Annotated in this window: 25 protein-coding genes; 11 read left to right on the forward strand and 14 right to left on the reverse strand. The window is 61.5% G+C overall.

Going from position 1 to position 24,828, the window contains the following annotated elements:
* Positions 1-77 precede the first annotated feature (77 nt).
* Entirely contained in the window at positions 78-560 is a 483-nt protein-coding gene (locus ACINK1_RS13725; RefSeq protein WP_395760158.1) for a hypothetical protein, read from the forward strand.
* A 6-nt stretch (positions 561-566) separates the two neighbouring features.
* On the opposite strand, the gene ACINK1_RS13730 is transcribed toward ACINK1_RS13725, so the two are convergent.
* Positions 567-1,079 carry a CreA family protein gene (locus ACINK1_RS13730; RefSeq protein WP_376800483.1) on the reverse strand — a complete coding sequence of 171 codons (513 nt, stop codon included), beginning with the start codon at positions 1,077-1,079 and terminating at the stop codon, positions 567-569.
* Between the two features lie 202 nt (positions 1,080-1,281).
* Between ACINK1_RS13730 and ACINK1_RS13735 the strand changes: the two genes are divergently transcribed.
* On the forward strand, positions 1,282-2,319 hold the full coding sequence (locus ACINK1_RS13735) for a DUF2865 domain-containing protein (protein WP_376800482.1): 1,038 nt from the start codon (positions 1,282-1,284) through the stop codon (positions 2,317-2,319).
* 2 nt (positions 2,320-2,321) lie between these two features.
* Here ACINK1_RS13735 and gltX read toward each other — a convergent pair whose 3' ends face one another.
* A complete protein-coding gene (gltX, locus tag ACINK1_RS13740; RefSeq protein ID WP_376800481.1) occupies positions 2,322-3,668 on the reverse strand; it encodes a glutamate--tRNA ligase in 1,347 nt (448 codons plus the stop codon).
* A gap of 122 nt (positions 3,669-3,790) precedes the next feature.
* On the opposite strand from gltX, the gene ACINK1_RS13745 reads away from it, so the two are divergent.
* The gene (locus tag ACINK1_RS13745) at positions 3,791-4,087 is read left to right on the forward strand and encodes a hypothetical protein (protein WP_376800480.1); all 297 of its coding nucleotides are present in this window, start codon (positions 3,791-3,793) and stop codon (positions 4,085-4,087) included.
* Here the strand turns inward: ACINK1_RS13745 and ACINK1_RS13750 are convergent.
* The 3 genes from ACINK1_RS13750 to ACINK1_RS13760 form a co-directional block, all read right to left on the reverse strand.
* Entirely contained in the window at positions 4,031-4,660 is a 630-nt protein-coding gene (locus tag ACINK1_RS13750; protein WP_376800479.1) for a LysE family translocator, read from the reverse strand. The two genes, ACINK1_RS13745 and ACINK1_RS13750, sit on opposite strands and share 57 nt — an antisense overlap.
* A 12-nt stretch (positions 4,661-4,672) precedes the next feature.
* Complete coding sequence (locus tag ACINK1_RS13755) at positions 4,673-6,400, reverse strand: NAD+ synthase (RefSeq protein ID WP_376800478.1); 1,728 nt, start codon at positions 6,398-6,400, stop codon at positions 4,673-4,675.
* 66 nt (positions 6,401-6,466) lie between these two features.
* Positions 6,467-7,075: a TIGR00730 family Rossman fold protein gene (locus ACINK1_RS13760; RefSeq protein WP_376800477.1), complete on the reverse strand. Its 609-nt coding sequence runs from the start codon at positions 7,073-7,075 to the stop codon at positions 6,467-6,469.
* A 165-nt stretch (positions 7,076-7,240) separates the two neighbouring features.
* Between ACINK1_RS13760 and ACINK1_RS13765 the strand changes: the two genes are divergently transcribed.
* Positions 7,241-9,109 (forward strand): ABCB family ABC transporter ATP-binding protein/permease, encoded by a 1,869-nt coding sequence (locus ACINK1_RS13765; protein ID WP_376800510.1) that lies wholly within the window; start codon positions 7,241-7,243, stop codon positions 9,107-9,109.
* 111 nt (positions 9,110-9,220) lie between these two features.
* Here the strand turns inward: ACINK1_RS13765 and ACINK1_RS13770 are convergent, their stop codons facing one another.
* Positions 9,221-9,727: an OsmC family protein gene (locus tag ACINK1_RS13770; protein WP_376800476.1), complete on the reverse strand. Its 507-nt coding sequence runs from the start codon at positions 9,725-9,727 to the stop codon at positions 9,221-9,223.
* 132 nt (positions 9,728-9,859) lie between these two features.
* Between ACINK1_RS13770 and ACINK1_RS13775 the strand changes: the two genes are divergently transcribed.
* Entirely contained in the window at positions 9,860-10,567 is a 708-nt protein-coding gene (locus ACINK1_RS13775) for a phosphatidylserine decarboxylase (protein WP_376800475.1), read from the forward strand.
* Positions 10,568-10,574: 7 nt separating this feature from the next.
* A complete protein-coding gene (gene pssA, locus ACINK1_RS13780; protein ID WP_376800474.1) occupies positions 10,575-11,369 on the forward strand; it encodes a CDP-diacylglycerol--serine O-phosphatidyltransferase in 795 nt (264 codons plus the stop codon).
* A 16-nt stretch (positions 11,370-11,385) separates the two neighbouring features.
* On the opposite strand, the gene ACINK1_RS13785 is transcribed toward pssA, so the two are convergent.
* From ACINK1_RS13785 to ACINK1_RS13795, 3 genes are all read right to left on the reverse strand, one after another.
* Positions 11,386-14,583 carry an efflux RND transporter permease subunit gene (locus ACINK1_RS13785; protein WP_376800473.1) on the reverse strand — a complete coding sequence of 1,066 codons (3,198 nt, stop codon included), beginning with the start codon at positions 14,581-14,583 and terminating at the stop codon, positions 11,386-11,388.
* Between the two features lie 9 nt (positions 14,584-14,592).
* Positions 14,593-15,777, reverse strand: coding sequence for an efflux RND transporter periplasmic adaptor subunit (locus ACINK1_RS13790; protein WP_376800472.1), 1,185 nt, complete (start codon positions 15,775-15,777; stop codon positions 14,593-14,595).
* Positions 15,778-15,919: 142 nt separating this feature from the next.
* Positions 15,920-16,138 (reverse strand): hypothetical protein, encoded by a 219-nt coding sequence (locus ACINK1_RS13795; RefSeq protein WP_376800471.1) that lies wholly within the window; start codon positions 16,136-16,138, stop codon positions 15,920-15,922.
* 281 nt (positions 16,139-16,419) lie between these two features.
* On the opposite strand from ACINK1_RS13795, the gene ACINK1_RS13800 reads away from it, so the two are divergent.
* The 5 genes from ACINK1_RS13800 to ureC all read left to right on the forward strand — a co-directional run bounded on the left by ACINK1_RS13800 (position 16,420) and on the right by ureC (position 19,966).
* Positions 16,420-17,178: an urease accessory protein UreD gene (locus tag ACINK1_RS13800; RefSeq protein WP_376800509.1), complete on the forward strand. Its 759-nt coding sequence runs from the start codon at positions 16,420-16,422 to the stop codon at positions 17,176-17,178.
* 142 nt (positions 17,179-17,320) lie between these two features.
* On the forward strand, positions 17,321-17,623 hold the full coding sequence (locus ACINK1_RS13805) for an urease subunit gamma (protein ID WP_376800470.1): 303 nt from the start codon (positions 17,321-17,323) through the stop codon (positions 17,621-17,623).
* A gap of 17 nt (positions 17,624-17,640) precedes the next feature.
* Entirely contained in the window at positions 17,641-17,889 is a 249-nt protein-coding gene (locus tag ACINK1_RS13810; protein ID WP_376800508.1) for a DUF1272 domain-containing protein, read from the forward strand.
* A gap of 7 nt (positions 17,890-17,896) precedes the next feature.
* The gene (locus tag ACINK1_RS13815; protein ID WP_376800469.1) at positions 17,897-18,202 is read left to right on the forward strand and encodes an urease subunit beta; all 306 of its coding nucleotides are present in this window, start codon (positions 17,897-17,899) and stop codon (positions 18,200-18,202) included.
* Positions 18,203-18,229: 27 nt separating this feature from the next.
* Positions 18,230-19,966, forward strand: a complete 1,737-nt coding sequence (gene ureC, locus ACINK1_RS13820) for an urease subunit alpha (protein WP_376800468.1) — start codon at positions 18,230-18,232, stop codon at positions 19,964-19,966.
* 135 nt (positions 19,967-20,101) lie between these two features.
* On the opposite strand, the gene ACINK1_RS13825 is transcribed toward ureC, so the two are convergent.
* From ACINK1_RS13825 to ACINK1_RS13845, 5 genes are all read right to left on the reverse strand, one after another.
* Entirely contained in the window at positions 20,102-20,647 is a 546-nt protein-coding gene (locus ACINK1_RS13825) for a hypothetical protein (RefSeq protein ID WP_376800467.1), read from the reverse strand.
* Between the two features lie 27 nt (positions 20,648-20,674).
* Positions 20,675-21,181, reverse strand: coding sequence for a PleD family two-component system response regulator (locus tag ACINK1_RS13830; protein WP_376800466.1), 507 nt, complete (start codon positions 21,179-21,181; stop codon positions 20,675-20,677).
* A 145-nt stretch (positions 21,182-21,326) separates the two neighbouring features.
* Positions 21,327-22,118 (reverse strand): NAD kinase, encoded by a 792-nt coding sequence (locus tag ACINK1_RS13835; protein WP_376800465.1) that lies wholly within the window; start codon positions 22,116-22,118, stop codon positions 21,327-21,329.
* A 39-nt stretch (positions 22,119-22,157) separates the two neighbouring features.
* The gene (locus ACINK1_RS13840; RefSeq protein WP_376800464.1) at positions 22,158-23,084 is read right to left on the reverse strand and encodes a dihydrodipicolinate synthase family protein; all 927 of its coding nucleotides are present in this window, start codon (positions 23,082-23,084) and stop codon (positions 22,158-22,160) included.
* Positions 23,085-23,087: 3 nt separating this feature from the next.
* Complete coding sequence (locus ACINK1_RS13845; RefSeq protein ID WP_376800463.1) at positions 23,088-24,791, reverse strand: IlvD/Edd family dehydratase; 1,704 nt, start codon at positions 24,789-24,791, stop codon at positions 23,088-23,090.
* Positions 24,792-24,828 lie beyond the last annotated feature (37 nt).

Consider the following 24,828-nt stretch of genomic DNA (forward strand, 5'->3'; position numbering starts at 1 on the left):
TGCAGCCGTTGTGCGATGACAAGGAAACCTTAATCGCTTGCGCCTACCCTTGGGCGCGGTGAGTGCGGTATCGGGTGATGACAATGCGTTGGGTGCTGCGTGTTTGCGTTCTGTGTGTGGTGTTTGCCGCAGGTCGCGCGCACGCTGACTGGCCAGGTCTTGCTGGTGTCCCCCCGCTCAGTATCGTTATCCACACCCCCAACGATCGACAGGCGGGCGATCATGTCCTGCCTCGCGCCCAGATACACGGGCCTGAAGGGTTAAGCGACTTGCCGACCGTAAATCGGCGTGCCTATCGCAAATATGGCAAGACCACGGTACGCTTTCCGCGTCCCGCCTATCACGGCCAGCGCCTCGACTGGTGCAGCTCGCCCGGCATCGAGTGTGGCCCCTCGACCGCCCAGCATTTCTGTGAGGCAGCCGGCTTTGCCCGCGTCATCGAAGTGGTTCAGGAACGCGATGTCGGCCTTTATGCGGAGACCAGACAGATCGCCAGCGGTCTGTCGTGTACTGGTCGTGGCTGCCACGGCTTCATGCGTATCACCTGCACCAAATCCTGACAGCGCTTATCGCTTGAGGAAATCAGCGCAACGGGGAGCGCCATCCCCTCCCCATGGCGTGATAGCGACCGTCGACGTCGAATTCTCTGGCGAGCCGTCGATCAGCTTGTCGGTATAGATGAGATAGACGAGGACGTTGCGCTTGGCATCGCAGCCGCGAACAATGCGCACGCGCTTGAAGAACAGCGAGCGGCGCTGCTCGAACATTTCCTCGCCCTGCTCGAATTTTCCTTGAAACCGGATCGGGCCGATCTGCCGGCAGGCGAGCGACGCATTGGATAATTCCTCGGCAACGCCGACAAGGCCGGCAACGCCGCCCTTCTCCGGGACCGTGTAATGGCAGGCAATTCCTTCAACCAGCGGGTCGTCGATGGCGTAGGTCGCCAGCTTGTCATCCGGCAGCAGGAATTTCCACACCGTCGATTTCTTGAAGATGAGGTCGGGCTGTTCAGCGCGCGCCGCTCCGGCGCCAAGAAGAGCAAGCGCGCAGAACAAAACCGCGAGGCGGGAAAAGGGCATGGCACACTCCAGGGTCCTGAGCAGCAGTGCTATCATCGCGCGTGCCCCGGCGCCACCATCCAGGTTGAGGCTTCATTAGCCATGTTTCAATTGGAAAATTGACCGCTTCGCTTCCCCCGTTCACGATTTTTCTGCGATCCGTGCTGGCTCGCGAGAGATGCGGAAGACAGTGTCTGACACTGTCGGGTAGGGTGTTGGCGTGATGCAGCGGCCCTGGCTTGGCTTGCTGGGTATGGGTTTTGTGCTGGTGGTGAGCCGGCCAGCCTTTGCCATGGCGTCCCAATGCGCCGCCCTTTCCGCCGAACTGTCGCGCCTTGATCGCTCTATTGCCGCAACTGATTTTGCCGGCGCCGCTCAGCGTCAGCGAAGCGAACTCAGTACCGCGCGAGCCCAGAAGCACCGCTGCGAATTGTCCGCTGCGGGCGATTGCAGCCGGTTCGCCACTCTCGTTGCCGGCATGGAAGCCAATCTCGCCAGCCTCGAGCGCCGGATAGGGCAAAAAGACGGCATCGCTAGCCTGCAGGCCAGACGCGGTGCCTTGCAGCGTCGCCTCGCGGCTGCTTCATGTCATGGCGAAACACCCAGGCGCGCCGCGCCGGTTGAGGCCTTTGCGCCCGTTGACGGCCTTCTGTCCTGGTTCAGCCTGGGGGGCGCTAGCCAGGCCGCGGTGACCGCAGTCAACAAGCCACCGCCGCCAGCAAGCGAGCCCCGCCCCGCGCCTGCGCCTTCGGCCAAGCCACCGTTTCGCCCGACGAATGCGCGCAGCAATACGGTCATATCAGCAAGCGGCCACTACCGGACGTTATGCGTGCGCACCTGCGATGGTTATTTCTGGCCGGTGAGCTACCAGACATCGTCCCGCAATTTTGCCAAGGATGCGCAAACCTGCCGCAGCGCCTGTCCCGGCAACGAGGTTGCGCTTTACGTCCACCGTAATCCCGGTGGCGGCAGTGATGAGGCCGTGGGTCTCGATGGCAAGCCCTATACGGCACTGAAAGCCGCCTATCGCTTCCGCCGTGAATTCGATCGCGCTTGCGGCTGTCAGGCGGGCGTCCAGGCGGCCCGCCAGGCGATCGACGAGCTGAAGGGACCCGACGCCCGCACCCATGACCATGTCGCCGGTGATGACGATCCAAAGAGTCCCGTCAAAATCTCCACGCGCCCGGAGGTGTCGCAGGCAAGCGATGTCATCGGCGAATTCGGGCTACGCGGCACCACGCAGCCAGGCACGGTCGATTAGGATCAGGCTGGCCGGCGCGCGCCAATCAGGCGGGCATAGGCCCGTTCGCGGCCAATGAAGGGAAGAAAGGACTTCATCTCCGGCCCGTGATCGCGGCCCGTGAGGGCGCGCCGCAGGGGAAGAAAAAGATCCTTGCCGCTGCGCCCGCTCGCTGCCTTGACCGCATTTGCCCATAGTCCCCAGACCTGCACATCCCACGGTTCGGGCGGCAGGAGATCAGCAGCAAGGGTCATCATCGTCTCATCCTCGGTCATCGCCGGAAGGTCGCCGGTTGCAACTTGCCACCACTGCGCAGCGTCGCTGACCTTGACGAGGTTGGCGCGTATCGTCAGCCAGAAATCTTCACCTCCCCCAACCGCAAGTTTGGCGAGGCGTTCTTCAACGTGAGCATAGGGCAGGCCATGCACCAGCTTGGCGTTGAGTGCGGCGACTTCGCCGGGATCGAATTTCGCGGGTGCGCGCGAGATGTGCGACAGATCAAGCTTCGCCGCGAGCGCGCCAAGCGTTGCAACCGGCTCCACGGCATTGGCCGTACCAAGCAGCGTCGCAAGGCTGGCCACAGCCATCGGCTCAAAGCCATCCGCCCGCAGCGAACGCAGGCTGAGCGCACCGCTGCGCTTTGACAATCCTTCGCCATCGCTGGTCGTCAGAAGATTATGGTGGGCAAAAACCGGGACGACACCGCCAAGCCCGCGCCATATCTCGATCTGCACCCCGGTATTGGTGACATGGTCCTCCCCGCGAATAACATGGGTGACGTCAAGCGCGATATCATCCACCACCGAGGTCAATGTATAGAGGTAGGTGCCATCCTCGCGCACCAGCACCGGGTCCGACAGCGTGTCGGCGCGCACATGCACCTCGCCGCGGATAAGGTCGTTGAAGGCGATATCGCCACCCGAAAGCTTGAAGCGCCAATGTGCCCTGCGCCCGGCAGCCTCGAGGCTGGCGCGCTCTTCTGCGCTGAGGTTGAGGGCGGCGCGGTCATAGATCGGCGGTAAGCCACGCGCCTGCTGGCGCTTGCGGCGGCGATCAAGCTCGTCAGGCGTCTCGTAACAGGGATAGAGCAGACCGGAGGCCTTTAATGTTTCAACCGCCGCGTCATAGCTTGGAAGCCGGTCCGATTGGGCGATGACGAGATCAGGCACGATGCCAATCCAGGCAAGATCGGCTGCGATGGCGTCGGCAAACTCCGCAGTTGAGCGCTCGCGGTCTGTATCATCGTAGCGCAGGATAAAGCGCCCGCCATGCGCCTTGGCATAGAGCCAGTTGAACAGGGCAGGGCGCAGATTGCCGATATGGAGATAGCCGGTCGGCGAGGGGGCGAAGCGGACGGTGGGAATGCTCATGTGAGCGGTGTTCGTCGCGCAACGCCCTCTGTCAAGGGGGAATTGCCCACCTTCGCCGTTTTTTCATTTATCTGGAATAGAAGAGATTGGCACGTGGCTGTTGCGGGCGAGTTGAGGGTGAGATGGCAAAAGATAACGAGACAGTACCAGACCAGCGGATCGATCCCGTCATCCCTTCCCTTTCGGCCTCTGATCCCTTGCGCGATTTCAAGGCCGCCGATGCGTTCATGACGGAAATTCTTTCCTTTCATCTGCGCGTCTGGCAGTCATGGTTCGTTACCGTCATGACCCCACACCGTATCGAGATCCTGCCGCTTGCCGGCGCATCGCCGTCTGATCTGCCAACCCGCCGGCGCGTCAAGTCACCCGGCGGCGTGAAGGCCGGTGCGGACAAGCAAAAGCCCGACAGCGGCAAGTAACAGGACAAGAGCCGTCAAACGGTTGCGCAGCCGGCCTGACAGCAACAGCAATCCGCGCAGGCGGGCGGCACCCAACGCCCAGGCGCCATCAAGCACGCTCGTCACCACGAAGAACGTGAGCGCCAGCACGCGGAACTGGCCGGGCACATCCCCCGATGCGTCAATGAACTGGGGAAAGAAGGCGCCGTAGAAGAGCCATGTCTTGGGATTGCTGAGGCCAACCACAAAGCCGCCACCGGCGATCGCCATGAGCGGGCGCGGCGGGGAGGGATTATCGCCCAATTCTTCAGGCCTTGCCCGCCACGCCGCAAGGGCGAGCCACAGGAGATAGGCAACGCCAAGCGCGCGCAGCACCTCCAGGGCGCCCCCCGCATCCCCTGTCAACAGACCGGCGCTGAAGATGACGACCAGCAGCTGCACGGCGATGGCGCTGGCGGTGCCGGCCACTGTCGCCAGGCCAAAGCGCAGGCCGTGGGTCAGCGTGTTGCTGACAATCAGCGCCACATTGGGGCCCGGTATGGCCACAAGTATCGCGCTGGCGGTCACAAAGGCGAGCAGCAGGGCGGCGTTCATCACTCGCTGCTTTCACACATCGACAGCATTAATGCGCGGCTGGAACAGGACATTGGTGTCGTCTGACGGATTGACCGGGATGCCCGGATCGCGGAAGCCGTGGGAGATCGGGTAGCGCCGGTCACGACCGAAATTGCGCGTTGAAATCTTGACACCGGGGGCTGCCTGCCGGCGCTTGTATTCGGCGATATTCAGCAGATGCTCGATGCGTTTGACGGTCGCGATATCAAAACCCTGTGCGACGATGTCGGCGATCGGCCGTTCTTCCTCGACAAGGCCATGGAGAATAGCATCCAGCACCTCATAGGGCGGCAGCGAATCCTGGTCCGTCTGATTTTCGCGTAATTCGGCGCTGGGCGCCCGCTCGATGATATTGAGCGGAATCACCTCGCCATCGGGTCCAAGCGCGCCTGCCGGCACATGAGCGTTGCGCCAGCGTGCCAGCTCGTAGACTTCGGTCTTGTAAATATCCTTGATCGGATTGAAGCCGCCATTCATGTCGCCATAGAGTGTGGCGTAGCCAACCGACATTTCCGATTTATTGCCGGTTGTCACCACCATGCCGCCGAACTTGTTGGAAAGCGCCATGAGGATGGTGCCGCGGGCCCGCGATTGCAGGTTTTCCTCCGTGATATCGGGCGAGGTACCGGCCAGTGCCGGGCCGAGCGCCGCGAGGAACCCCTCGACCGCCGGTGCGATGGGAATGATTTCGTAAGGGCAGCCGAGGCGGTTCGCGCACAGTTTTGCGTCATCGAGTGAAATCTGCGCCGTATAGCGATAGGGCAGCATGACGCAGCGCACGCGCGAAGGGCCAAGCGCGTCAGCCGCAAGGGCTGCGACAAGCGCTGAATCAATGCCGCCCGACAGACCAAGAACGACGCCGGGAAAACGGTTGGCCTCGACATAATCGCGCAAGCCTGCCATCGCGGCGCTATAGGTCTGCGCGTGTCCGTCAGGCAGGCTGGTCTTACCTCCCTCAACGCAAGCCCAGCCAGCCGATGTTCGCTGCCAGCGCGTCAGGGCGACTGTCTCAACAAACGCCGGGAGCTGGAAGGCAAGACCGTAATCGGCGTTAAGCCCGAAGGAGGCGCCGTCAAACACCAGCTCGTCCTGTCCACCGACCCGGTTCAGGTAGGCAATCGGCAATCCGCTCTCGGCGATCCTGGCCACCACGGTATGGGTGCGCTCATCGCGCACTGTCCGGCGAAACGGCGAGCCATTGGGTACCAGCAGCAATTCTGCCCCCGTCTCGCTCAGGCATTCAACGATATCCCCGCCCCAGATATCCTCACAGATCGGCACACCGATCCGCACACCCTTGAAACTGATCGGCCCCGGCATGGGCCCCGGCGTGAACACACGCTTTTCGTCAAAGACCCCGTAATTGGGCAGATCGACCTTGAAGCGCAGTGTCGCAATCCGCCCCTCTTCGAGGAGCGCCACCGCATTATGCAGTTTCCCCGCCTCGCGCCACGGCGTACCGATCAGGACCGCCGGTCCGCCATCGCCGGTCTCTTGCGCCAGCTCGTGAATGGCCACCCGGCAGGCTTCCTGCAGGGCTGGTTTCAGCACCAGATCTTCAGGTGGATAACCAACGAGGAAGAGTTCAGGAAACAGGACAAGCTCGGCCCCCAGACGCGCCGCCTCGGCCCGCGCCTGACGCGCCCGGGCAAGATTACCAGCGATATCGCCGACCCGGCTCGACAACTGGGCAAGTGCAATGGAGAGCGTATCAGTCATCGCGTTTTGTAGCCCGCCGCACCATAAGCCGACAAGCGCCCGTCATGATCGCCAGCCATGCAATGGTCAGAATTTGATGATCGGAACCGTCGGCGCGCCGGGCTCCAGAGCAGCCGTCAACGCAGGCAGCACATCGTCGATGCGATCCACCACCTGATAGCGCGGCGAGAAATCAGGATCATTTCTGAGAAAACCTTGCGTGCGCATATGCGCCAGCAATGTGGCGAGCGGATCCCAGAAGCCGTCGATATTGGCAATCACGATGGGCTTGCCATGGCGTCCAAGCTGCGACCAGGTCAGCATCTCGATGAGTTCCTCGAGCGTGCCGATACCGCCGGGGAGCGCCACGAAGCCATCGGCGCGCTCGAACATCATGCGCTTGCGTGTGTGCATGTCGGGCACCACGAAACGTTCATCGAGTTCGATGTTCTGTCCTTCGCGCTGAACGAGGAAATCAGGAATGATGCCGGTGACCTTCCCGCCGGCTGCGCGTGTCGCCCGCGCGACGCTGCCCATCAGCCCGGTTCCGCCACCGCCGTAAACCAGCCTCAGGCGCGCCTGCCCGATCGCGGCCCCCAAAGCCTGCGCCGCCATCTCGAAGCCGGGTGAGCGGCCGGGCGATGAACCGCAATAGACGCATACCGCAGCAAGGGCAGGGGATGAGATGATTGTCATGCGTTCTGAAGACCTCAGCTATCGAGTCGCGTCAAGACGCTAGGCTTGGAAGGAACGAAGCGCTACAAGCAGCCTACCTTGTTTTTATCCAGTGCAGGCCATCCGGAGACCTCGATAGTGCAGGCGCCCACCTCATCGCCCAGGCTCAAGGCTGAACTCGGCCTCATGGCGACCGCCCGGCTGCTGTGGCCCTATCTGTGGCCGCATAGCCGCAAGGATCTGCAACTACGTATCATCGCCAGTTTCGTTCTCGTTCTGGTGGCAAAGCTGGTGACGGTGGGCGTGCCGTTCACCTTCAAATGGGCCACTGACGCGCTGGTGGCGACAAGCACCGGCGTGGCGCAGGCGGCAAGCGCTGCTCCGATTTCCTGGCTGGTTGCAGCCCCCATTGCCGGCGTCATCCTCTACGGCGTTTCGCGAGTGGTGATGGCGCTTATCATTCAGGTGCGCGACGGGCTTTTTGCCAAGGTCGCCATGCATGCCGTGCGCCAGCTCGCCATGCAGACATTTGAGCACATGCATCGTCTGTCGCTGCGCTTTCATCTGGAGAAAAAGACCGGCGGGCTGACACGGGTCCTGGAGCGTGGCCGGGTTGGCATCGAACAGCTGAGCCGGATGTTTTTCCTGCAGCTGGTGCCAACCATCATCGAATTCCTGCTGGTCTGCGCCGTGCTGCTGGGTGAATTTGACTGGCGCTATGTCGTGGTGCTCGCGGTGATGATCGTCGCCTACCTCTATTACACCGTGCAGGCGACCAATTGGCGCATGGCGATCCGCCGCATCATGAACGATTCCGACCAGGATTCGAACGGCAAGGCGATCGACAGCCTGCTCAATTATGAAACCGTCAAATATTTCAGTGCCGAAAAGCGCGAGGCCGGGCGCTACGACCGCGCCATGGCTGTTTATGAGCGTTCCTCGACCAAATCCTATGTGTCGCTGGCGGTCCTTAACGGCGGGCAGGCGATCATTTTCACCCTCGGCCTGACGGTGGTGATGGCGATGTCGGCTGGCGATGTGCTGGCGGGGCATGTCAGCATCGGCTCCTTCATTCTTGTCAACGCCCTGATGATCCAGCTTTATCAGCCGCTGAATTTCATGGGCACGATGTATCGCGAGATCAGGCAATCGCTCGTCGACATCGACAAGATGTTTCAGGTTCTTGATGAATATCCCGAGATCGCCGACACGCCTGGCGCCAAGCCGTTGCAGGTGACGGGCGGCGCCGTCCGCTTCGACAACGTCGTCTTCCACTATGCCGCCAATCGCACCATTCTGCGTCAGGTCAGTTTTGAAGTGCCGGCCGGCAAGACGGTCGCAATCGTTGGCCCGTCAGGCGCGGGGAAGTCAACGATCAGCCGCATTCTCTTCCGTTTTTATGATATTGCCGGCGGACGGGTCACCGTCGATGGTCAGGATATCCGTGACGTGACGCAGGTCTCGCTGCGCGCTGCCATCGGCATGGTGCCGCAGGATACGGTGCTGTTCAACGACACGATCCGCTACAACATCGCCTATGGCCGCGATGGAGCAAGCGACGCGGAAGTTGAAGAAGCTGCCGACAAGGCGCAGATCGGCGCCTTCATCCGCAGCCTGCCGGAGGCGTTCGCCACACCGGTTGGCGAGCGCGGGTTGAAGCTGTCAGGCGGCGAGAAGCAACGCGTGGCGATTGCCCGCACCATCCTCAAGAGCCCGCCAATCCTTATTCTCGATGAAGCAACATCAGCGCTTGATTCGCGCACCGAACGCGACATCCAGGCAGCGCTTGACGCCGTGTCGCAAAACCGTACCACGCTTGTCATCGCCCATCGCCTGTCGACGGTCGTGAATGCCGATGAAATCCTTGTCCTCGACAAGGGCGTCATCGTCGAGCGCGGCCGCCACGATGAATTGGTGAAGCGCGCCGGCGTCTATGCTGACATGTGGAACCGCCAGCGCGAGATTGCCGAAGCCGAGGAAGCCTTGAAGCAGCGCCTCGCCGATGAGCGCGCCGCCGAGGGCGAAAAAGTGGCCCCGCCTCAGGCTGCGGAGTGAAACTTACCAGTAATCCTTCATGATCTCGGTTGCCCATGCCGGCTCGCGCAGTTCCCCCCGCAGATGGCGTCCACCCTCGACCTGTGCGATCGGGGTCATTGTCACCATCGCTCACTCCCGCTCGGCGGTAACGCTGATATTCGGGCGCACCTGCAATGTCTGCAGCACCACGCAATAGCGCTCGGTGAGCGAGATGAGCTTGTCGACAGCATCGGGCGCGGCATCGGTGTCGAGCTTGAAGGTAAGGCGGATATCGCGCAGACCAACCGGCGCGTCCTTGGCGACACCAAGCGTGCCGCGAAAATCAAGATCGCCTTCGGCAAGAATATCGGCGTTGCGCAGATTGATCGACAGCGCGGTCGCGACCGCCTTGAGGGTCACTCCGGCACAGGCAACAAGCGCCTCGAGCAGCATGTCGCCCGAGCACAGTTCAAGGCCCGAGCCGCCGCTTGCCGGATGGAGGCCCGCAATCGCCAGCGCCCTGCCGGTTTCAACCTTGCAGGCGATGCCCTCGCCAAGCGAGCCGCGCGCTTTGAGCGTCACGACGGCGCTGTCGGGGGCCTCACGATAGCGCTCCTTGATCGGTGCCTGGAGGCTGCGCAATTCCGACTGGTCCATATGATACTCCCATGATGATGCGAAGGTGACTTAGCCTAACGCGCAACGTAGCGGTTGTAATTAGCAGGTCTGGACCCTAGGTTCACGGCGAATTGACAGGCGCACCGCCTGCCGACCAGGGATTAGTGCTTCATGCTTGAGACCATCGTGTCATCGATCCGCCGCGCCATCCCGCCCGTTCATCGCGAGGGATACCCGTTTATTGCCATCGCTGGCGTGGCGATGCTGCTCTCGTTTCACTGGCTCGGCAGCATTCCCGGCTGGATATTCCTCATCGTCACCGGCTGGACGATCACCTTTTTTCGTGATCCCAGGCGGGTCACGCCGTTGCGCGAAGGGCTGGTGATTTCGCCTGCTGACGGGACGGTGTCGGCTGTCGGTCCGGCTGTGCCGCCGCCCGAGCTTGAACTGGGGTCAGGCGCGCTGCCGCGCGTGTCGATTTTCATGAGCGTCTTCAATTGCCACGTGAACCGTGCGCCGGTTGGCGGGCGCATCACCAGGATCGCCTACAAGCCCGGCCTCTTTCTCAATGCTGATCTCGACAAGGCAAGCGAGGATAATGAACGCAATGGCATCGTCATCGAGGCGCCGTCCGGGCGTTTCGCCATGGTGCAGATCGCGGGTCTGATTGCCCGGCGCATTGTCTGCTTCAAGCGCAGCGGTGATCATGTGGCGCCTGGCGAGCGCGTCGGCCTCATCCGCTTCGGCTCGCGCGTTGACGTGTATTTTCCGCAAGGCACCCTGCCGCTGGTGGCCATCGGTCAGTCGATGATTGCGGGTGAAACCATCCTTGCGGATCTGAAAAGCGCAGAGGAACTGCGCACGACGCGCGTGAGCTGAGGTGACGATGAACGAGGACATCCCTCAAAAGCCACCTCTTCCGCGCCGCTTCGTCAAGATTCCGGTGCGCGTGCTGGCCCCTAATCTGGTGACGCTTCTGGCGCTCTGCTCGGGGCTCACCGCTATTCGTCTGTCAATTGAAGGCAAGGTCGAACTGGCTCTGATTGCGGTCATCTTTGCCGCCATTCTCGATGGTATCGACGGGCGTCTTGCCCGCCTGCTCAAGGGAACATCCAAGTTCGGCGCCGAGCTCGACAGCCTGACCGACTTTGTCAATTTCGGCGTCGCGCCCGCCCTCATCCTCTATTCATGGCTGCTCGTCGACATCCGCAATGCCGGCTGGATTGCCGCTCTCGTTTTTGCCATCGCTGCGGCCCTTCGGCTTGCGCGCTTCAACGTCCAGCTTGATGATCCAACCAAGCCTGCCTGGGCGGCGGGCTACTTCACCGGCATCCCGGCGCCTGCGGGCGCCATCACCGTGCTTCTGCCAGCCTATCTGGTTGAGCTGGGGTTGCCCAAATCGTCTCTGCCGCCGCTGCTTGTCGCACTTTATGTGCTTTTCATAGCCTGGCTGATGGTGAGCCAATTGCCTACCTATTCCGGCAAGGGATCAAAGCTTGCGGTGGGGCGTGAATGGGTGATGCTGGTCCTTCTGGGCGTTGCCTTGTTCATCGGCCTGCTGGTTGCCTACACGTGGGAGGTGATGGCGCTGTCGACGATCTTTTATCTGGCGATGATCCCGCTCAGCATTCGCTCCCATCGTCGCCTCAAGGCGAGCGATGCGGCCAGCAAAGCGCCGTAAAGGTCCCGGCGCCGCGCTACTCCGCTGCGGGGCGGTAATCCTGCGGCGTTTTCGTTCGCTCGGGATCAACGAAAGCCAGGAGCGATGCGGACGTCACCTGATCGCTGCTGCGCGTCACAAACCGGCTGAAGAACTGGCCGGCCAGCTCGCCGACGCGGTCGGTGATGATGTAGAAGGACGGCACGAAGACCAGGCTCAGAACGGTTGACACGATCAGGCCGCCGATGACCGCGACCGCCATCGGCGCGCGGAACTCGCCGCCATCGCCATGGCCGAAGGCAGCAGGAATCATCCCGGCCACCATCGCTATCGTCGTCATGACGATGGGCCGCGCGCGCTTGCGTCCGGCATCGATAATGGCATCCTTGCGCGACATGCCGTGCTTGACCCGCTCAACTGCAAAATCGACCAGCATGATGGCGTTCTTGGTGACAATGCCCATCAGCATGAGGATGCCGATGACGACCGGCATGCTGATCGGCTTGCTCGTGAGTGTGAGGCCAAGAATGACGCCGCCAATCGACAGCGGCAACGACAGAAGAATGGTGATCGGCTGAAAGACGCTGGCAAAGAGCAGGACCAGCACGCCAAAAACAATCAGCAAACCGGTCCCCATGGCGAGCGCGAAGTTCTGGAAAACCTCAGCCATCGCCTCAACATCACCCGTCTTGGCGATCTCGACACCCGGCGGCAGATTGCTGACTTCCGGCAGGGCGGAAATCTCGGCTAGCCCCTGACCGATGGCGATCCCCGGCCTTAGATCGGCGCCGATGCTGACGCGGCGCTTGCGATTGAGACGGTCGATTGATGCTGGCCCCTGGCCAAAAGCGAGCGTGGCGACGGCCGATAGCGGCACCTGTGCGCCGGCTGCCGAAACGACAGGCAGGCTTTCGAGCAGCGCGAAATCACGTCGCGCGGCAGGCGGCAGCTGAACGCGGATGGGGACGGTGCGTTCCGCCAGATTGAACTTGGCAAGATTGGCGTTGATATCGCCGATGGCCGCCACCCTGACCGCTTCCGAGATGGCATCCGTCGCCACCCCGTAGCGCGCCGCGTCGTCAAGGCGCGGCACGATGCGGATTTCCGGCCGCTCGACGCCGGCTGCGCTGGCGACATTATTCAGGTTCGGCGATTTGCGCATCGCCGTCTCGATGGCCGCTACCGACGTTTTCAGAGCCTGCGCATCGCCCGACACCAGCGTGATGGTTGCTTCGCGCTCTCCTCGCGGATTGACATACCACGCGCGGACATCGGCAACGTCAAGAAGAAGGGCTGCGAGCACGCTTTCGATCTGCTTTTGAGAGCGCGCGCGTTGCGATTTGTGGACGAGTTTGACCAGCACCGAGGCCCGCCGGATATCAAGCGTTCCCGTGGGGGAAGCGCCACCAATGGCGAATACGGCTCTCACTTCCGGGATATTGCTGGCAATCAGGCGCGCCAGATCATCCGTCTTGGCTCGCGTATCTGCAAGCGTTGAGCCTGGCGGTAATTCAACCGACATGACGATCCGGCTTGAATCCTCCGGCGGAATGAAGCCAGTCGGCAGAAAGGTAATGCCGATGATCGACACCACAAAAACGACGACGCCGCCGGCAAGGGTGAGGAAGCGGCGCGCCAAAGTCGCTTCCAGCACCTTGACATAAGCGCGCATAATCAGGCCGTCGACCGGTTCGGCATGCGGCTTGGGGCTCATGAAATAGGCAGCCAGCATCGGCGTGATGAGGCGCGCCACCAGAAGCGAAAACAACACCGATGTCGCGACAACCAGACCGAACTGCTTGAAATATTGTCCGGCAATACCGCTCATGAAACTGACCGGGGCAAACACCGCGACAATGGTGAAGGTGATGGCGATCACCGCCAGACCGATTTCGTCGGCTGCTTCCATCGCTGCCCGATAAGGCGATTTGCCCATGCGCTGGTGGCGCACGATATTCTCGATCTCGACGATGGCGTCATCAACGAGAATGCCGGTCGCCAGTGTGATCGCCAGCAGCGAGACGAGATTAAGCGAAAAACCCATCAGGCTCATCGCCCAGAACGTCGGAATGGCCGATAGCGGCAGGGCAATCGCCGTTATCAGTGTGGCGCGCCAGTCACGCAGGAAGATGAGCACGACAATGATGGCAAGAAGCGAGCCTTCGACAAGCGTCGACATCGCCGATTTGTAATTCCCGATCGTAAACGAGACGGAATCATCGATGATCGAAAAATCGATATCGGGATAGGCTGTCGCCAGCTCGGCGATCTTGCGCGCCGCGCCGTCGGCAACCGTGACGTCGCTTGACCCTTTGGTGCGGAAAATGCTGAACGCGACAACCGGCGTCTTGCCATCGACGCGGGCAAAGGAGCGCGGCTCGGAATAGCCATCCTCGACCGAGGCGATATCCGACAGGCGTGTCTGTCGGTTGCCCGACAGCAGAATTTTCGTTTCCGCCAGATCATCCAGTGAATGAGCGCCGGCAAGGGTGCGGATCGATTGCTCCTGCCCCCCGACTTCGCTGCGCCCGCCGGCAAGATCAACGACGGTTACCCGCAGCTGGCGGTTGACGTCAGAGGTCGACAGGCCAAGGGACATCAGCCGGTCGGGATCGACAAGAACGCGGATTTCGCGGTCAACGCCGCCGATGCGATCCACCCGTCCGACGCCCTTGAGACCCTGCAGTCCGCGCTTCACAGTGTCATCGACAAACCATGACAATTGCTCCAGCGTCTTGCCCGGCGCTGTCACTGCGTAGGTGATGATCGACTGCCCTTCGATCACGATGCGTTCGACCACCGGCTCATCGATGGTGCGTGGCAGATCGATGCGGATTTTGGTGACGGCATCCTTGACGTCGTTCACCGCCCGGTCGACATCGACTTCCAGACGAAACTCGATGGAGGTTACCGACTGACCGTCGGACACCGCGGAAAAGACGTTCTTGGCGCCGGCGATATTGGCGACCGCGTCTTCGACGAGTTTCGTGACCTGCGTTTCGAGCTCACTGGGTGCTGCGCCTGATTGCGTGATGCGCACCGAGACGAGCGGCACGTCGATGTTGGGAAAGCGGGTGACCGGCAGGTTGAGAAAGCTGGTCCAGCCCAGAAAGAGGAGAACGACAAAGAGGAGTGTCGGCGGCACCGGATTGCGGATCGCCCAGGCAGAAAAATTCCACGAAGTGGCGCTGACGGCAGGTGGCGTCATGTCGCCGGTCGGAGGCGTTTGGCGCATCGCAGCCGCCTATCTCGCCGCGACGTAGGGCACGGGGCGCACGTGATCGCCATCGCGCACAAAGGTACCGGCAACACTGACCACCGCCTCGCCATCGCCGATGCCGCTGGTAATTTCGATGCGTCCGCCAGACCGCATGCCCGTTTCAACGCGCCGCGTTCCAACCACGCCCTCGCGCACCACCTGCACGCTGGCGTCCTCGCCGCCAAATGACACGGAAGAAAGTGGCACGACGAGGGCATTTCGCTCGGCAATCAGGACGATGCCGCGCCCGAAGGCGCCAAGCGCCACAGGCGAATTGGCGGGGATCGCGATGCGCACGCGACCAAGGCGGGTGGTCCGGTTCATTTCAGGCGCGATCAGGCGGACAAGCCCGGTGATTGCGTCGTCATGGCCAAGGACATCAATCGTCACCGGCTGGCCGATCTTGAGGCGGGCGAAGCTTGCCTCGGGGATATCGGCTTCAAGATCGATATCGCCGCGGGCAACAAGGCGAAAAAGCGGCTCGCTCGTGGCAATTCCGCTTGCCACCTGCCCGACTTTCGCGGTGCGGCGCGAGATGATGCCGGAAACCGGCGCGCGAATGTCACAGCGTGCGAGTCGGAGCTGGATTTCCGCCCGCTGCTTTTCAACCAGCGCCCGATCGGCTTCGGCAAGGCCAAGCGATTGGCGGGCGGCATTGGCGCGGGCCTCGCTCACCTTCGCTGTTGCAACCCGTTGTTCAAAGACATCGGTCGTGATGGTGCCGCTGCCACGCAATGATTTGGCGCGCTCCAGCGCAGCCGCAGACTGCTCGCGGTTGGCGTCGGCCTCGGCGATCTGCGCGCGGGCATTATCGATGGCAGCATCAGCGCGAGCGATCTGGGCGGCGTTCTGGGCAAGCTGCACCCGCAGCATCTCATCATTGAGCCGCGCCAATATCTGCCCCGCTTCGACCCTGTCTCCCTCCTCGGCGCGGATATCGACAATCGCCAGCCCGTCGATTTCAGGTGAAACCAGCACTTCCTCGCGGGCGATGAACGAGCCCGTGACCAGCAACTGGTCTTTCATTGCCGCCCGCTCCACCTGGCTGACGCTGATCGTTGGCAGACGTGCCTGCGTGCTGTCAGGCGCTGCAACCAGCCTCGAGGCAAACAACATTGCAACCGCCATCGCTGGAACCAGGCGGCGGGCGATAATGCAGGCGATATTCATTTATTCCTCAACCCTGCCGACGAATCCTGATGCGACGCTGACGACGATCCACTTGACGTCGCAGACTAGCATCGTGTTGGTTAAGCTTGAAGGTGGCGGCAAAATTATGTTGGTGCGGATGGTTGGCACGGGTCGTTTGGCCTTAGCCCCGCCAATGACCGAAGGCTTCGATACGCTCGGCCAGAGGCAAATCGGGGAATGCCTCGCGAAGCAGCGCCAGCGCCTCCCTGTCCGAACACGGCCCCAGTGAATTCAGCAGCGCCCGCATCGCGGCAACGCGCAAGGCTAACACGCCGCCCGCTTGCACCGGGTCGATGTTTCCCTTCTGGTCATCAAAAGGATGGGTCGGCTCGTCTGCCATCGGCCTCATGAACTGGTCGCGCGTCCGTACTTGTTGAATACACGGTGCGATTTTCATGCCATTGCCAAGATGTCAGCGCATCGCCAGCCGACGTGAAAAACACGGTAGGTTTTGCGGTGACGGGGCTATAAGCGTTTGCTTTTGTCCAGGCGACCCCGTTTCTGCTTCGAATTTAATCTGTAATTTGCTGAAAAAATGAGCGACGCCGAATGACTGGTCAAAGCCTATGCGCCCCGCCGCCTCTTCAAAGAGCAGTCGGGAATGCGCGCCTCGCCGTGCACATGATCGCCGGGCGCACGCGCCTGGCCGATCTCTTCCAGCAAGGTGCGGCAAAAATTCGCTTCCCGATGGCCGAAGGCATGCCGCTGGAGGCTGTGATCATCAATACCGCCGGCGGCCTCACGGGAGGTGACCGGCTCGTTGTTTCACTCGATGTCGCAGAGGGAGCGCACGCGGTGATCGCCACCCAGGCGTGTGAGAAGATTTATCGCGCTGAAAGCGGCCAGGCGGTGGTTGAGAATACTATTGTCGTTGGGTCAGCCGGCCGATGCGACTGGTTGCCGCAGGAAACGATCCTCTTTGACGGAGCGGGTCTCCAACGTCGGCTGAATGTCGCGATGACGGGCGATTCGCATTTTTTCGGCGTCGAGGCGCTGGTGCCCGGCCGCTCGGCGTCAGGCGAAACCATCAACACACTGGCCCTTCATGACCGCATCGCCATTCGCCGCGACGGGCGGTTGATCTACGCTGATGCCTTGTCCTTGTCAGGTCCGGTGCGCTCTGCGCTCAGCCGGCCGGCTCGCGGCGGCGGAACAGGAGCGATCGCCACCGTGCTATATGCAGCGCCCGACGCCGAACGCCGGCTGGGGGAAGCGCGTGATAATCTTGCAGCCTGCCGCTCGGAAACCGGTGCCAGCGCCGTCAATGGGCTGCTTGCAATGCGATTTGTTGCTGCAAATGCGGTCGATCTGCGCCGGGATCTGGTAGCGGTGATTACGGCGTGGCGAGGCCGCGATATGCCGCGCGCCTGGATGATCTAGCGACTGATATTTGATGAGGCTGCCCGCGATTTCAGCTTTCGGGTGGCGTTTCGCATCGCTAGAATTGAGATCGCAGTGTCAGCGCGATGAAATTTGATGTACGCTGGGCGCTCAGGAATCCGCAGGAGAGTCGGAACGGTTCATGCATCTTACGCCGCGTGAAAAGGACAAACTTCTGATCGCCATGGCAGCCAATGTGGCGCGCCGGCGCCGCGAGCGTGGCGTGAAGCTCAACTATCCTGAAGCAATAGCCCTCATCAGCGATTTCATCGTCGAGGGCGCGCGCGACGGGCGCAGCGTTGCCGACCTCATGCAGGCCGGTGCCCATGTCTTGACGCGGGCCGATGTCATGGATGGCATATCGGAGATGATCCACGACGTTCAGGTCGAAGCGACTTTTCCTGATGGTACGAAACTGGTCACCGTGCACGAGCCGATCCGCTGACAATGAGGACGACGATGATGCTGCAACTGCGCCCCAACTGTGAATGCTGCGATCACGATCTGCCGCCTCATTCGAGCGAGGCCCGGATCTGCAGTTTCGAATGCACGTTTTGTAGCGAATGCGCCACCGCCATCCTGAAAGGATGCTGCCCTAATTGCGGCGGGGATCTGGTACCCCGCCCCATTCGGTCGGTGAATATGCTGGCCAAATATCCCGCTTCGCAGAAGCGGGTGAGCCGCGCCAAGCCATGCCCGACGGCCGCCTGAAACGATCATGATCCCAGGCGAAATCATCACCGGGCCCGGCGACATCGAACTCAACGCCGGCCAGACGACAGTGACCCTTATGGTTGCCAACACCGGAGACCGCCCGATTCAGGTTGGCAGCCATTACCATTTTTATGAGACCAATCCGGCGCTGGCTTTTGATCGCGACAAGGCGCGCGGTCATCGTCTGGATATCGCGGCAGGCACTGCGGTTCGCTTCGAGCCTGGCCAGTCGCGCGAGGTGACGCTTGTGCCGTTTCGCGGCACCCGCACCGTCTACGGCTTTCGCCAGGCCGTGATGGGCAAATTGTAGGGTCGGTTCCACACCAGCGGAGGCTCTATGCCCGCCAGAATTTCACGTGCGTCTTATGCCCAGATGTTCGGCCCGACGGTTGGCGACAAGGTGCGCCTGGCTGACACCGACCTCATCGTCGAAGTCGAAAAAGATTTCACGACCTATGGCGAGGAAGTGAAATTCGGTGGCGGCAAGGTCATCCGCGACGGGATGGGCCAGAGCCAGAGGACGCGCGCCGAGGGTGCCGTCGATACGGTCATCACCAATGCCCTGATCATTGATCACTGGGGTATCGTCAAGGCCGATATCGGCATTCGCGACGGGCGCATCGTTAGCATCGGCAAGGCCGGAAATCCTGATGTGCAGGACGGCTTCGGCAATATGGACCCGAGCCGTTCCATTATCATTGGTCCTGGTACCGAAGTGATCGGCGGGGAGGGAAAAATCCTGACCGCTGGCGGCATCGACGCGCACATCCATTTCATCTGCCCGCAGCAGGTGGAGGAAGCGCTCATGTCGGGGCTCACCACCATGCTGGGGGGTGGCACTGGTCCAGCCTCGGGCACGACAGCCACCACCTGCACCCCCGGCCCCTGGCATATCGCCCGCATGCTGGAGGCAGCTGAAGGTCTGCCCATCAACCTCGCTTTCGCCGGCAAGGGGAATGCAGCGCTTCCAGGCGCGCTCATCGAGCAGATCAGGGCGGGTGCGTGCGCGCTCAAGCTGCATGAGGATTGGGGGACGACACCGGCAGCCATCGATAATTGTCTCACCGTCGCCGACGATTACGACGTGCAGGTGATGATCCACACCGACACTCTGAATGAATCGGGCTTTGTCGATGACACGATTGCCGCCTTCAAGGGGCGCACCATCCACGCCTTCCACACCGAGGGTGCGGGCGGTGGTCATGCGCCTGACATTTTGAAAGTGGCTGGCCTGGCGAACGTGCTGCCATCCTCCACCAATCCGACCATGCCCTACACCGTCAACACGCTCGAGGAACATCTCGACATGCTCATGGTGTGCCACCATCTGTCGCCACGCATCGCCGAGGACATTGCCTTTGCCGAAAGCCGCATCCGCAGGGAGACCATCGCTGCGGAAGATATCCTCCACGATCTCGGCGCGCTGTCGATCCTCTCCTCCGACAGCCAGGCGATGGGCCGCGTCGGCGAGGTGATCATCCGCAATTTTCAAACAGCGCATAAGATGAAACAGCAGCGCGGCGCGCTCCCCGAGGACAAGGGGAAAGGCAATGATAATTTCCGCGTCAAGCGCTATATTGCCAAGGTGACCATCAACCCGGCGATCGCCCACGGATTGTCAAAACACATCGGTTCAGTTGAGATCGGAAAGCTCGCTGATCTGGTGCTGTGGTCACCCAAATTCTTTGGCGTCAAACCCGATCTCATCATCAAGCTTGGTACGATTGCCGCAGCTCCCATGGGTGACCCTAACGCGTCGATTCCGACGCCGCAGCCTGTGCATTACCGGCCGATGTTCGGCTCGTTCGGCCGCACTCTGGCAGCCTCCAACGTCACCTTCGTGTCAAAAGCAGCCTATGAGGATGGTATCAAGGATCGCCTAGGCCTCGATCGTCTTGTCCTGCCGGTCGAAAACACGCGTGGTGGCATTACCAAGAAAAGCCTGATCCACAACGACGCGACGCCGGTAATCGAAGTCGATCCTGAAACCTACGCCGTGCGTGCCGATGGCGAATTGCTTGTCTGCGAGCCGGCAAGCGAACTGCCGATGGCGCAGCGCTATTTTCTGTTTTGAGGGTGACGAAACGTCGGATTAACGCGAGACTTGATGTAACGTCTGAGCATGCTCTCGAAAACTGAAAACCGGCGTTTCGATAACACCATGCCCGCACGATAAGATAAGCGCACGATCCGTGTAAACGCAATCTGCCTAATCCACCGCTTCCGTGCTGATCGACTTGCGAATAATCCCTTCGCTGGCGATCCCCAGCTGCGCGGCCAGCTTGAGCGCAACACCATTGCTTTCGCCGCTGGCGTTTTCGCTGATCATGGCGCGCGCGGCTTCGATATGCAGATCAATGATGGGCAGTGGCAGCTGGTCGATCGGCACGCGATCAATAAGATTGCACAGGCTGTCGCTGACGGTGCCAACGAGCGGGAAATTCATCATCTGGGCCTGGCCGCGCAGATTGTGAGCAGCAAGATAGATGCGTTGGCGGGTTGCTTCCGTCAAACCTTCATATTGCAGCATGGCGCGGGCGCCTACCAGGGCGGCGATCTCGTCCTGCATCCAGGTCGGAAACTGGTCAGCCAGCCCCGCCAACGCTTTTTCCGCGCGCTCAATCGGCCCCATGTCGAGCGTGCTGCTACCGGTAACCTGCACCACATGCTTGCGGAAATTGAGTGGAGAATCGATCAATTGTCCGCCTGACGGGCTTTGCGATGTCACGGCAATCGCTGCGTTTTGCTTGGTCATCAAGGTCTCGCTGGTGGCTTTCTGCAGTTAGCGTTGATCGATCAGTTCAGGTTCGCTGCGTTTTCCGCCAGGACCGTTGGACGTGGCGATGCGCCTGTGGTCTGGCCCGAAATACGTCTTGGTGCGCACGAAAGGCCGCGGATTGAGCACGATATTGACGATCCGGTCATGGAGTGCTTTCGCCGACAATGGCTTGCACAGGAATTCTGTGATGCCGGCATCACGCGCGGTAACCACCCTGTGTCGTTCGGCGTGAGCGGTGATCATGATGATCGGAATGAAGGGATTGGGGCTGGAATCGACGTTGCGCACCATGCGGGTCACTTCGATGCCGTCGAAAATGGGCATCACCCAGTCAAGCAATATGATGTCGGGTGAATAGGTCTGGAAGGATTCAAGGCCGGTTGCCCCGTCATCCGCTTCCTTGATATCGCGCACGCCCAGACCATGCAAAATCGCCCGCAACATGCGGCGCGTGTGAACGTTGTCATCGATGATGAGTGTGCGCAGGACGGAAAAATCGATAATATTCATGACACCGACCCGAGTTTCTCGGGACATTACCCACAATTTTTGCCGTTTTGCCGTTCATATGCGTACAGCAAGATGCGAGATTACGGCTTTCCAGTAAAAAAAGTGTTCTGCGTCGGGCATGGCCGATCTCACGCAGGTTTACCGGCTAATTACCGAATTGTTCACGAAGAATACGTTCGTCAAGATTATGGTCTGGATCAAACAGCAGCGGCAGTGCGATCGACGGATCCTCGGCGATGTGAATTTCAACCGCGTCACGGACCTCGAAATGATCGGCGACGGCGGCGACAGGTCGTTTTTCACTTTCAAGAACACGCACCATGATGCGCGCCCGGTTCGCCAGCAACGCGCCGCGCCAGCGCCGCGGGCGGAAGGGGTTGAGCGGGGTCAAGGCAAGAAGGGCTGAGCCGATGGGGATGATCGGACCCTGTGCCGAGAGATTATAGGCCGTTGATCCGGCGGGCGTGGCAACCAGCACCCCGTCGCAACTCAGTTCAGCCAGCCTCTCCTTGTCATCCACCGAAATGGCGAGTTTCGCGGCCTGATAGGATTGGCGCCAGATCGACACCTCGTTGATGGCCCAGCCCTTATGCTCCACCCCGCTGGCGTCAATGACGCGCATGATGAGGGGGTGGATGACGGTGCGCACCGCCGCATCAAGCCGTTCACGCAAGCCATCCTCGGCGAAATCATTGGTCAGAAAGCCGACAGAGCCGCGATTCATCCCGTAGATCGGCTTGTTGCTGCCCATCGAGGCATGGAGTGTGGCGAGCATCAGCCCATCGCCGCCAAGCGCAACGATGATGTCGGCGCTCTCGGCCGGTTGGTCGCCATAGCGCGCGATCAGCCGCTCGCGCGCCACAACCGCCTCCGGCGCGCTCGAGGCGACGATATGAAGCTTGTGCCGGCTTGCGGCAGGGGCACGGTCGGCGGTCACGGGCGTTCTTTCTCGCTTACAGCTGGCCGGATGACTATTTCAGAGTTTGGCCCGCTCGTCATGGCGCGATAACCGGGTCAGGAGATAGTCGATCTCCGCCCGTGCGGTCGCGGTGATGCCACCTGCAGGCTTGCGCTGGGTGTCGTGGGCGATCACGCCACGCTTTTGCAGCACGTATTTGCGCACCGCCAGACCAACGCCTTGCTGCTGCTCATAGCGCAGGAGCGGCAGATGGGCATCGAACAGATCATGGGCTTTCTCACGCTGTCCATCCTTTGCCAGACGCACGACATCGGCGAGCATGTCGGGGAAGGCATAGCCGGTCATGGCGCCATCGGCTCCGCGCTCCAGCTCGAAATCGAGGAAGAGCCCGCCATTGCCGGTGAGGATGGACAGCGGGCGCAGCGACCCTTCCGTCTGGAAGGCGCGCAGCGTTGAAATCTTTTCAAGCCCCGGCCAGTCCTCGTGCTTGAGCATGACACAGGAGGGATGATCCATGACGATCTGGCGGATGACCTTTGGCGTCATCACGACGGAGAGTGTAAGCGGATAATCCTGGATGACGAAGGGAATATCGTTGCCGATCGCCTCGACCGCTTGCGCGTAATAGCTGATGATCTGGTCATCGGTGCGCAGGTTTGGCGGTGGCGCGATCATGACGCCCGCCGCGCCCGCCGCCATCGACGCCAGCGCCAGAATGCGCATTGCCGCAAACCCCGGCGCCGAGACGCCGACGATGACCGGCACCTTCACGCGGTCGGTCACGCGCTTCACCACGGCGAGCGATTCGACGCTGTCGAGCTTGGGTGCTTCCCCCATGATGCCAAGAATGGTGAGGCCGGTCGCACCGCACGCGATATAAAAATCGCACATGCGGTCGATTGAAGCGAAATCAATGGCGCCATCGGGCAAAAACGGTGTGACGGCAATGGGGTAGAGCCCGCAGGCGCTGGCATCAAGCAGCATGGTCTAGTCCTTGTGCATCAGAAAATCGAAATCGCAGCCTTCATCTGCCTGGGTGATATGCCGGGCAAAGAGCCTTGCATAGCCGCGCGCCGGGAGGGGGCGATGCGGCGGCTTCTTTTTCCACGTCGCGAGGCGGCGCGCCATCTCATTTTCATCAACCTGCACATCGATGCGCCGCCCCGGCACGTCGAGCCTGATCACATCACCGCTCTCAACCAGCGCCAGCGGCCCGCCCTCGGCGGCTTCCGGCGTGATGTGCAAAACGATGGTGCCAAACGCCGTGCCGCTCATGCGCGCATCCGAAATGCGGACCATGTCCTTGACGCCGGCCTTTGCGAGTTTCAGCGGGATCGGCATATAGCCCGCCTCCGGCATGCCGGGCGCGCCCTTTGGCCCGGCATGACGCAGCACGAGAATATCGCCTTCCATCACATCGAGCGCGGGATCATCGATGCGCTGAGCCATATCCTCCACACTGTCAAACACCACCGCGCGGCCGCTACAGGACATGAGGTCTTTTGACGCCGCCGACTGCTTGATGACAGCCCCGCGCGGCGCCAGATTGCCGAGGAGCACGGCGAGCGCGCCGGTTGATTTGAGCGGCTTGTCGCGCGCGAAAATGACGCCCTGGCCGGGCACGTCCTCGGCCTTGCCGATCACCTCGCCAAGCGTGGTGCCGGCGACATTCGGGCAATCGAGGTGGAGATTGTCGGCAAGTTCGCGCATCAGGCGTGGCAAGCCGCCGGCATGGTGGAAATGCTCCATGTAATAGGCGCCGGAGGGTTTGAGGTTCAGCAATACCGGCACCTCGCGGCCCAACCGGTCAAGCGTGGCAAGATCAAGCGTGACGCCGGCGCGGCCCGCCATGGCGGTGAGGTGGATCACCCCATTGGTCGAGCCGCCGATCGCCTGCAGCACCACGAGCGCGTTATGGAGCGATTTGTCGGTGAGAAGCGCGCCCACCTTCGGGTGGCGCGCCTTGGCGATAGCAACCGCGCGCGCCCCGCTTGCCTCAGCGATGCGCTTCCTGTCAGCACTTGTGGCGGTGGCGGATGCCGCGCCCGGCAGCGCCAGCCCCAGCGCCTCCACCAGGCAGGCCATGGTGGACGCCGTGCCCATCACCATGCAGGTGCCAACAGAGGGCGCGAGGCGCTCATTCACAGCCTCGATCTCGCCTTCGGCCAGCGTGCCCGCGCGGTGCGCTGCCCAGAAGCGCCGGCAATCGGTGCACGCGCCCAGCATCTCGCCTCTGTGATGGCCGACGCTCATCGGCCCGGTCGGCACGACGATTGACGGCAGATCGACGCTTGCGGCTGCCATCACCTGCGCGGGGATCGTCTTGTCGCAGCCGGCAATCAGCACCACCGCATCCATCGGTTGCGCCCGCAGCATCTCCTCGGTTTCCATCGCCATGAGGTTGCGCAGATACATCGAGGTGGGAAAAGCAAAGCTCTCATGGATGGAGAGGGTGGGGAAGACCATCGGCAGGCCGCCCGCCAGCATCACCCCGCGCTTTGCCGCCTCGATGAGGTCGGGGACATTGCCATGGCAGGGATTATAATCGCTCGCCGTATTGGTGATGCCAATGATCGGCCGGGTCAGCGCCTCATCCGTGTAGCCCATCGCCTTGATGAAGGCCTTGCGCAGGAAGAGGGAGAATTCGGCATCGCCATATTGGGTGAGGCCGGAGCGCAGGCCGGTGGTCATGGGTGGTCCTCTGGTCTGTCAAAAGACGGCATGATGG

The sequence above is a fragment of the Raskinella chloraquaticus (SeqCode) genome (genome assembly GCF_021731865.1).
GTDB lineage: Bacteria > Pseudomonadota > Alphaproteobacteria > Rhizobiales > UBA4765 > Raskinella > Raskinella chloraquaticus.

Coding starts and splice junctions, on each gene's coding strand:
- ACINK1_RS13725 (WP_395760158.1), top strand. CDS start 78: ATGACAATGCGTTGGGTGCTGCGTGTTTGCGTTCTGTGTGTGGTGTTT.
- ACINK1_RS13730 (WP_376800483.1), bottom strand. CDS start 1,079: ATGCCCTTTTCCCGCCTCGCGGTTTTGTTCTGCGCGCTTGCTCTTCTT.
- ACINK1_RS13735 (WP_376800482.1), top strand. CDS start 1,282: ATGCAGCGGCCCTGGCTTGGCTTGCTGGGTATGGGTTTTGTGCTGGTG.
- gltX (WP_376800481.1), bottom strand. CDS start 3,668: ATGAGCATTCCCACCGTCCGCTTCGCCCCCTCGCCGACCGGCTATCTC.
- ACINK1_RS13745 (WP_376800480.1), top strand. CDS start 3,791: ATGGCAAAAGATAACGAGACAGTACCAGACCAGCGGATCGATCCCGTC.
- ACINK1_RS13750 (WP_376800479.1), bottom strand. CDS start 4,660: ATGAACGCCGCCCTGCTGCTCGCCTTTGTGACCGCCAGCGCGATACTT.
- ACINK1_RS13755 (WP_376800478.1), bottom strand. CDS start 6,400: ATGACTGATACGCTCTCCATTGCACTTGCCCAGTTGTCGAGCCGGGTC.
- ACINK1_RS13760 (WP_376800477.1), bottom strand. CDS start 7,075: ATGACAATCATCTCATCCCCTGCCCTTGCTGCGGTATGCGTCTATTGC.
- ACINK1_RS13765 (WP_376800510.1), top strand. CDS start 7,241: ATGGCGACCGCCCGGCTGCTGTGGCCCTATCTGTGGCCGCATAGCCGC.
- ACINK1_RS13770 (WP_376800476.1), bottom strand. CDS start 9,727: ATGGACCAGTCGGAATTGCGCAGCCTCCAGGCACCGATCAAGGAGCGC.
- ACINK1_RS13775 (WP_376800475.1), top strand. CDS start 9,860: ATGCTTGAGACCATCGTGTCATCGATCCGCCGCGCCATCCCGCCCGTT.
- pssA (WP_376800474.1), top strand. CDS start 10,575: ATGAACGAGGACATCCCTCAAAAGCCACCTCTTCCGCGCCGCTTCGTC.
- ACINK1_RS13785 (WP_376800473.1), bottom strand. CDS start 14,583: ATGCGCCAAACGCCTCCGACCGGCGACATGACGCCACCTGCCGTCAGC.
- ACINK1_RS13790 (WP_376800472.1), bottom strand. CDS start 15,777: ATGAATATCGCCTGCATTATCGCCCGCCGCCTGGTTCCAGCGATGGCG.
- ACINK1_RS13795 (WP_376800471.1), bottom strand. CDS start 16,138: ATGGCAGACGAGCCGACCCATCCTTTTGATGACCAGAAGGGAAACATC.
- ACINK1_RS13800 (WP_376800509.1), top strand. CDS start 16,420: ATGATCGCCGGGCGCACGCGCCTGGCCGATCTCTTCCAGCAAGGTGCG.
- ACINK1_RS13805 (WP_376800470.1), top strand. CDS start 17,321: ATGCATCTTACGCCGCGTGAAAAGGACAAACTTCTGATCGCCATGGCA.
- ACINK1_RS13810 (WP_376800508.1), top strand. CDS start 17,641: ATGCTGCAACTGCGCCCCAACTGTGAATGCTGCGATCACGATCTGCCG.
- ACINK1_RS13815 (WP_376800469.1), top strand. CDS start 17,897: ATGATCCCAGGCGAAATCATCACCGGGCCCGGCGACATCGAACTCAAC.
- ureC (WP_376800468.1), top strand. CDS start 18,230: ATGCCCGCCAGAATTTCACGTGCGTCTTATGCCCAGATGTTCGGCCCG.
- ACINK1_RS13825 (WP_376800467.1), bottom strand. CDS start 20,647: ATGACCAAGCAAAACGCAGCGATTGCCGTGACATCGCAAAGCCCGTCA.
- ACINK1_RS13830 (WP_376800466.1), bottom strand. CDS start 21,181: ATGAATATTATCGATTTTTCCGTCCTGCGCACACTCATCATCGATGAC.
- ACINK1_RS13840 (WP_376800464.1), bottom strand. CDS start 23,084: ATGCTGCTTGATGCCAGCGCCTGCGGGCTCTACCCCATTGCCGTCACA.
- ACINK1_RS13845 (WP_376800463.1), bottom strand. CDS start 24,791: ATGACCACCGGCCTGCGCTCCGGCCTCACCCAATATGGCGATGCCGAA.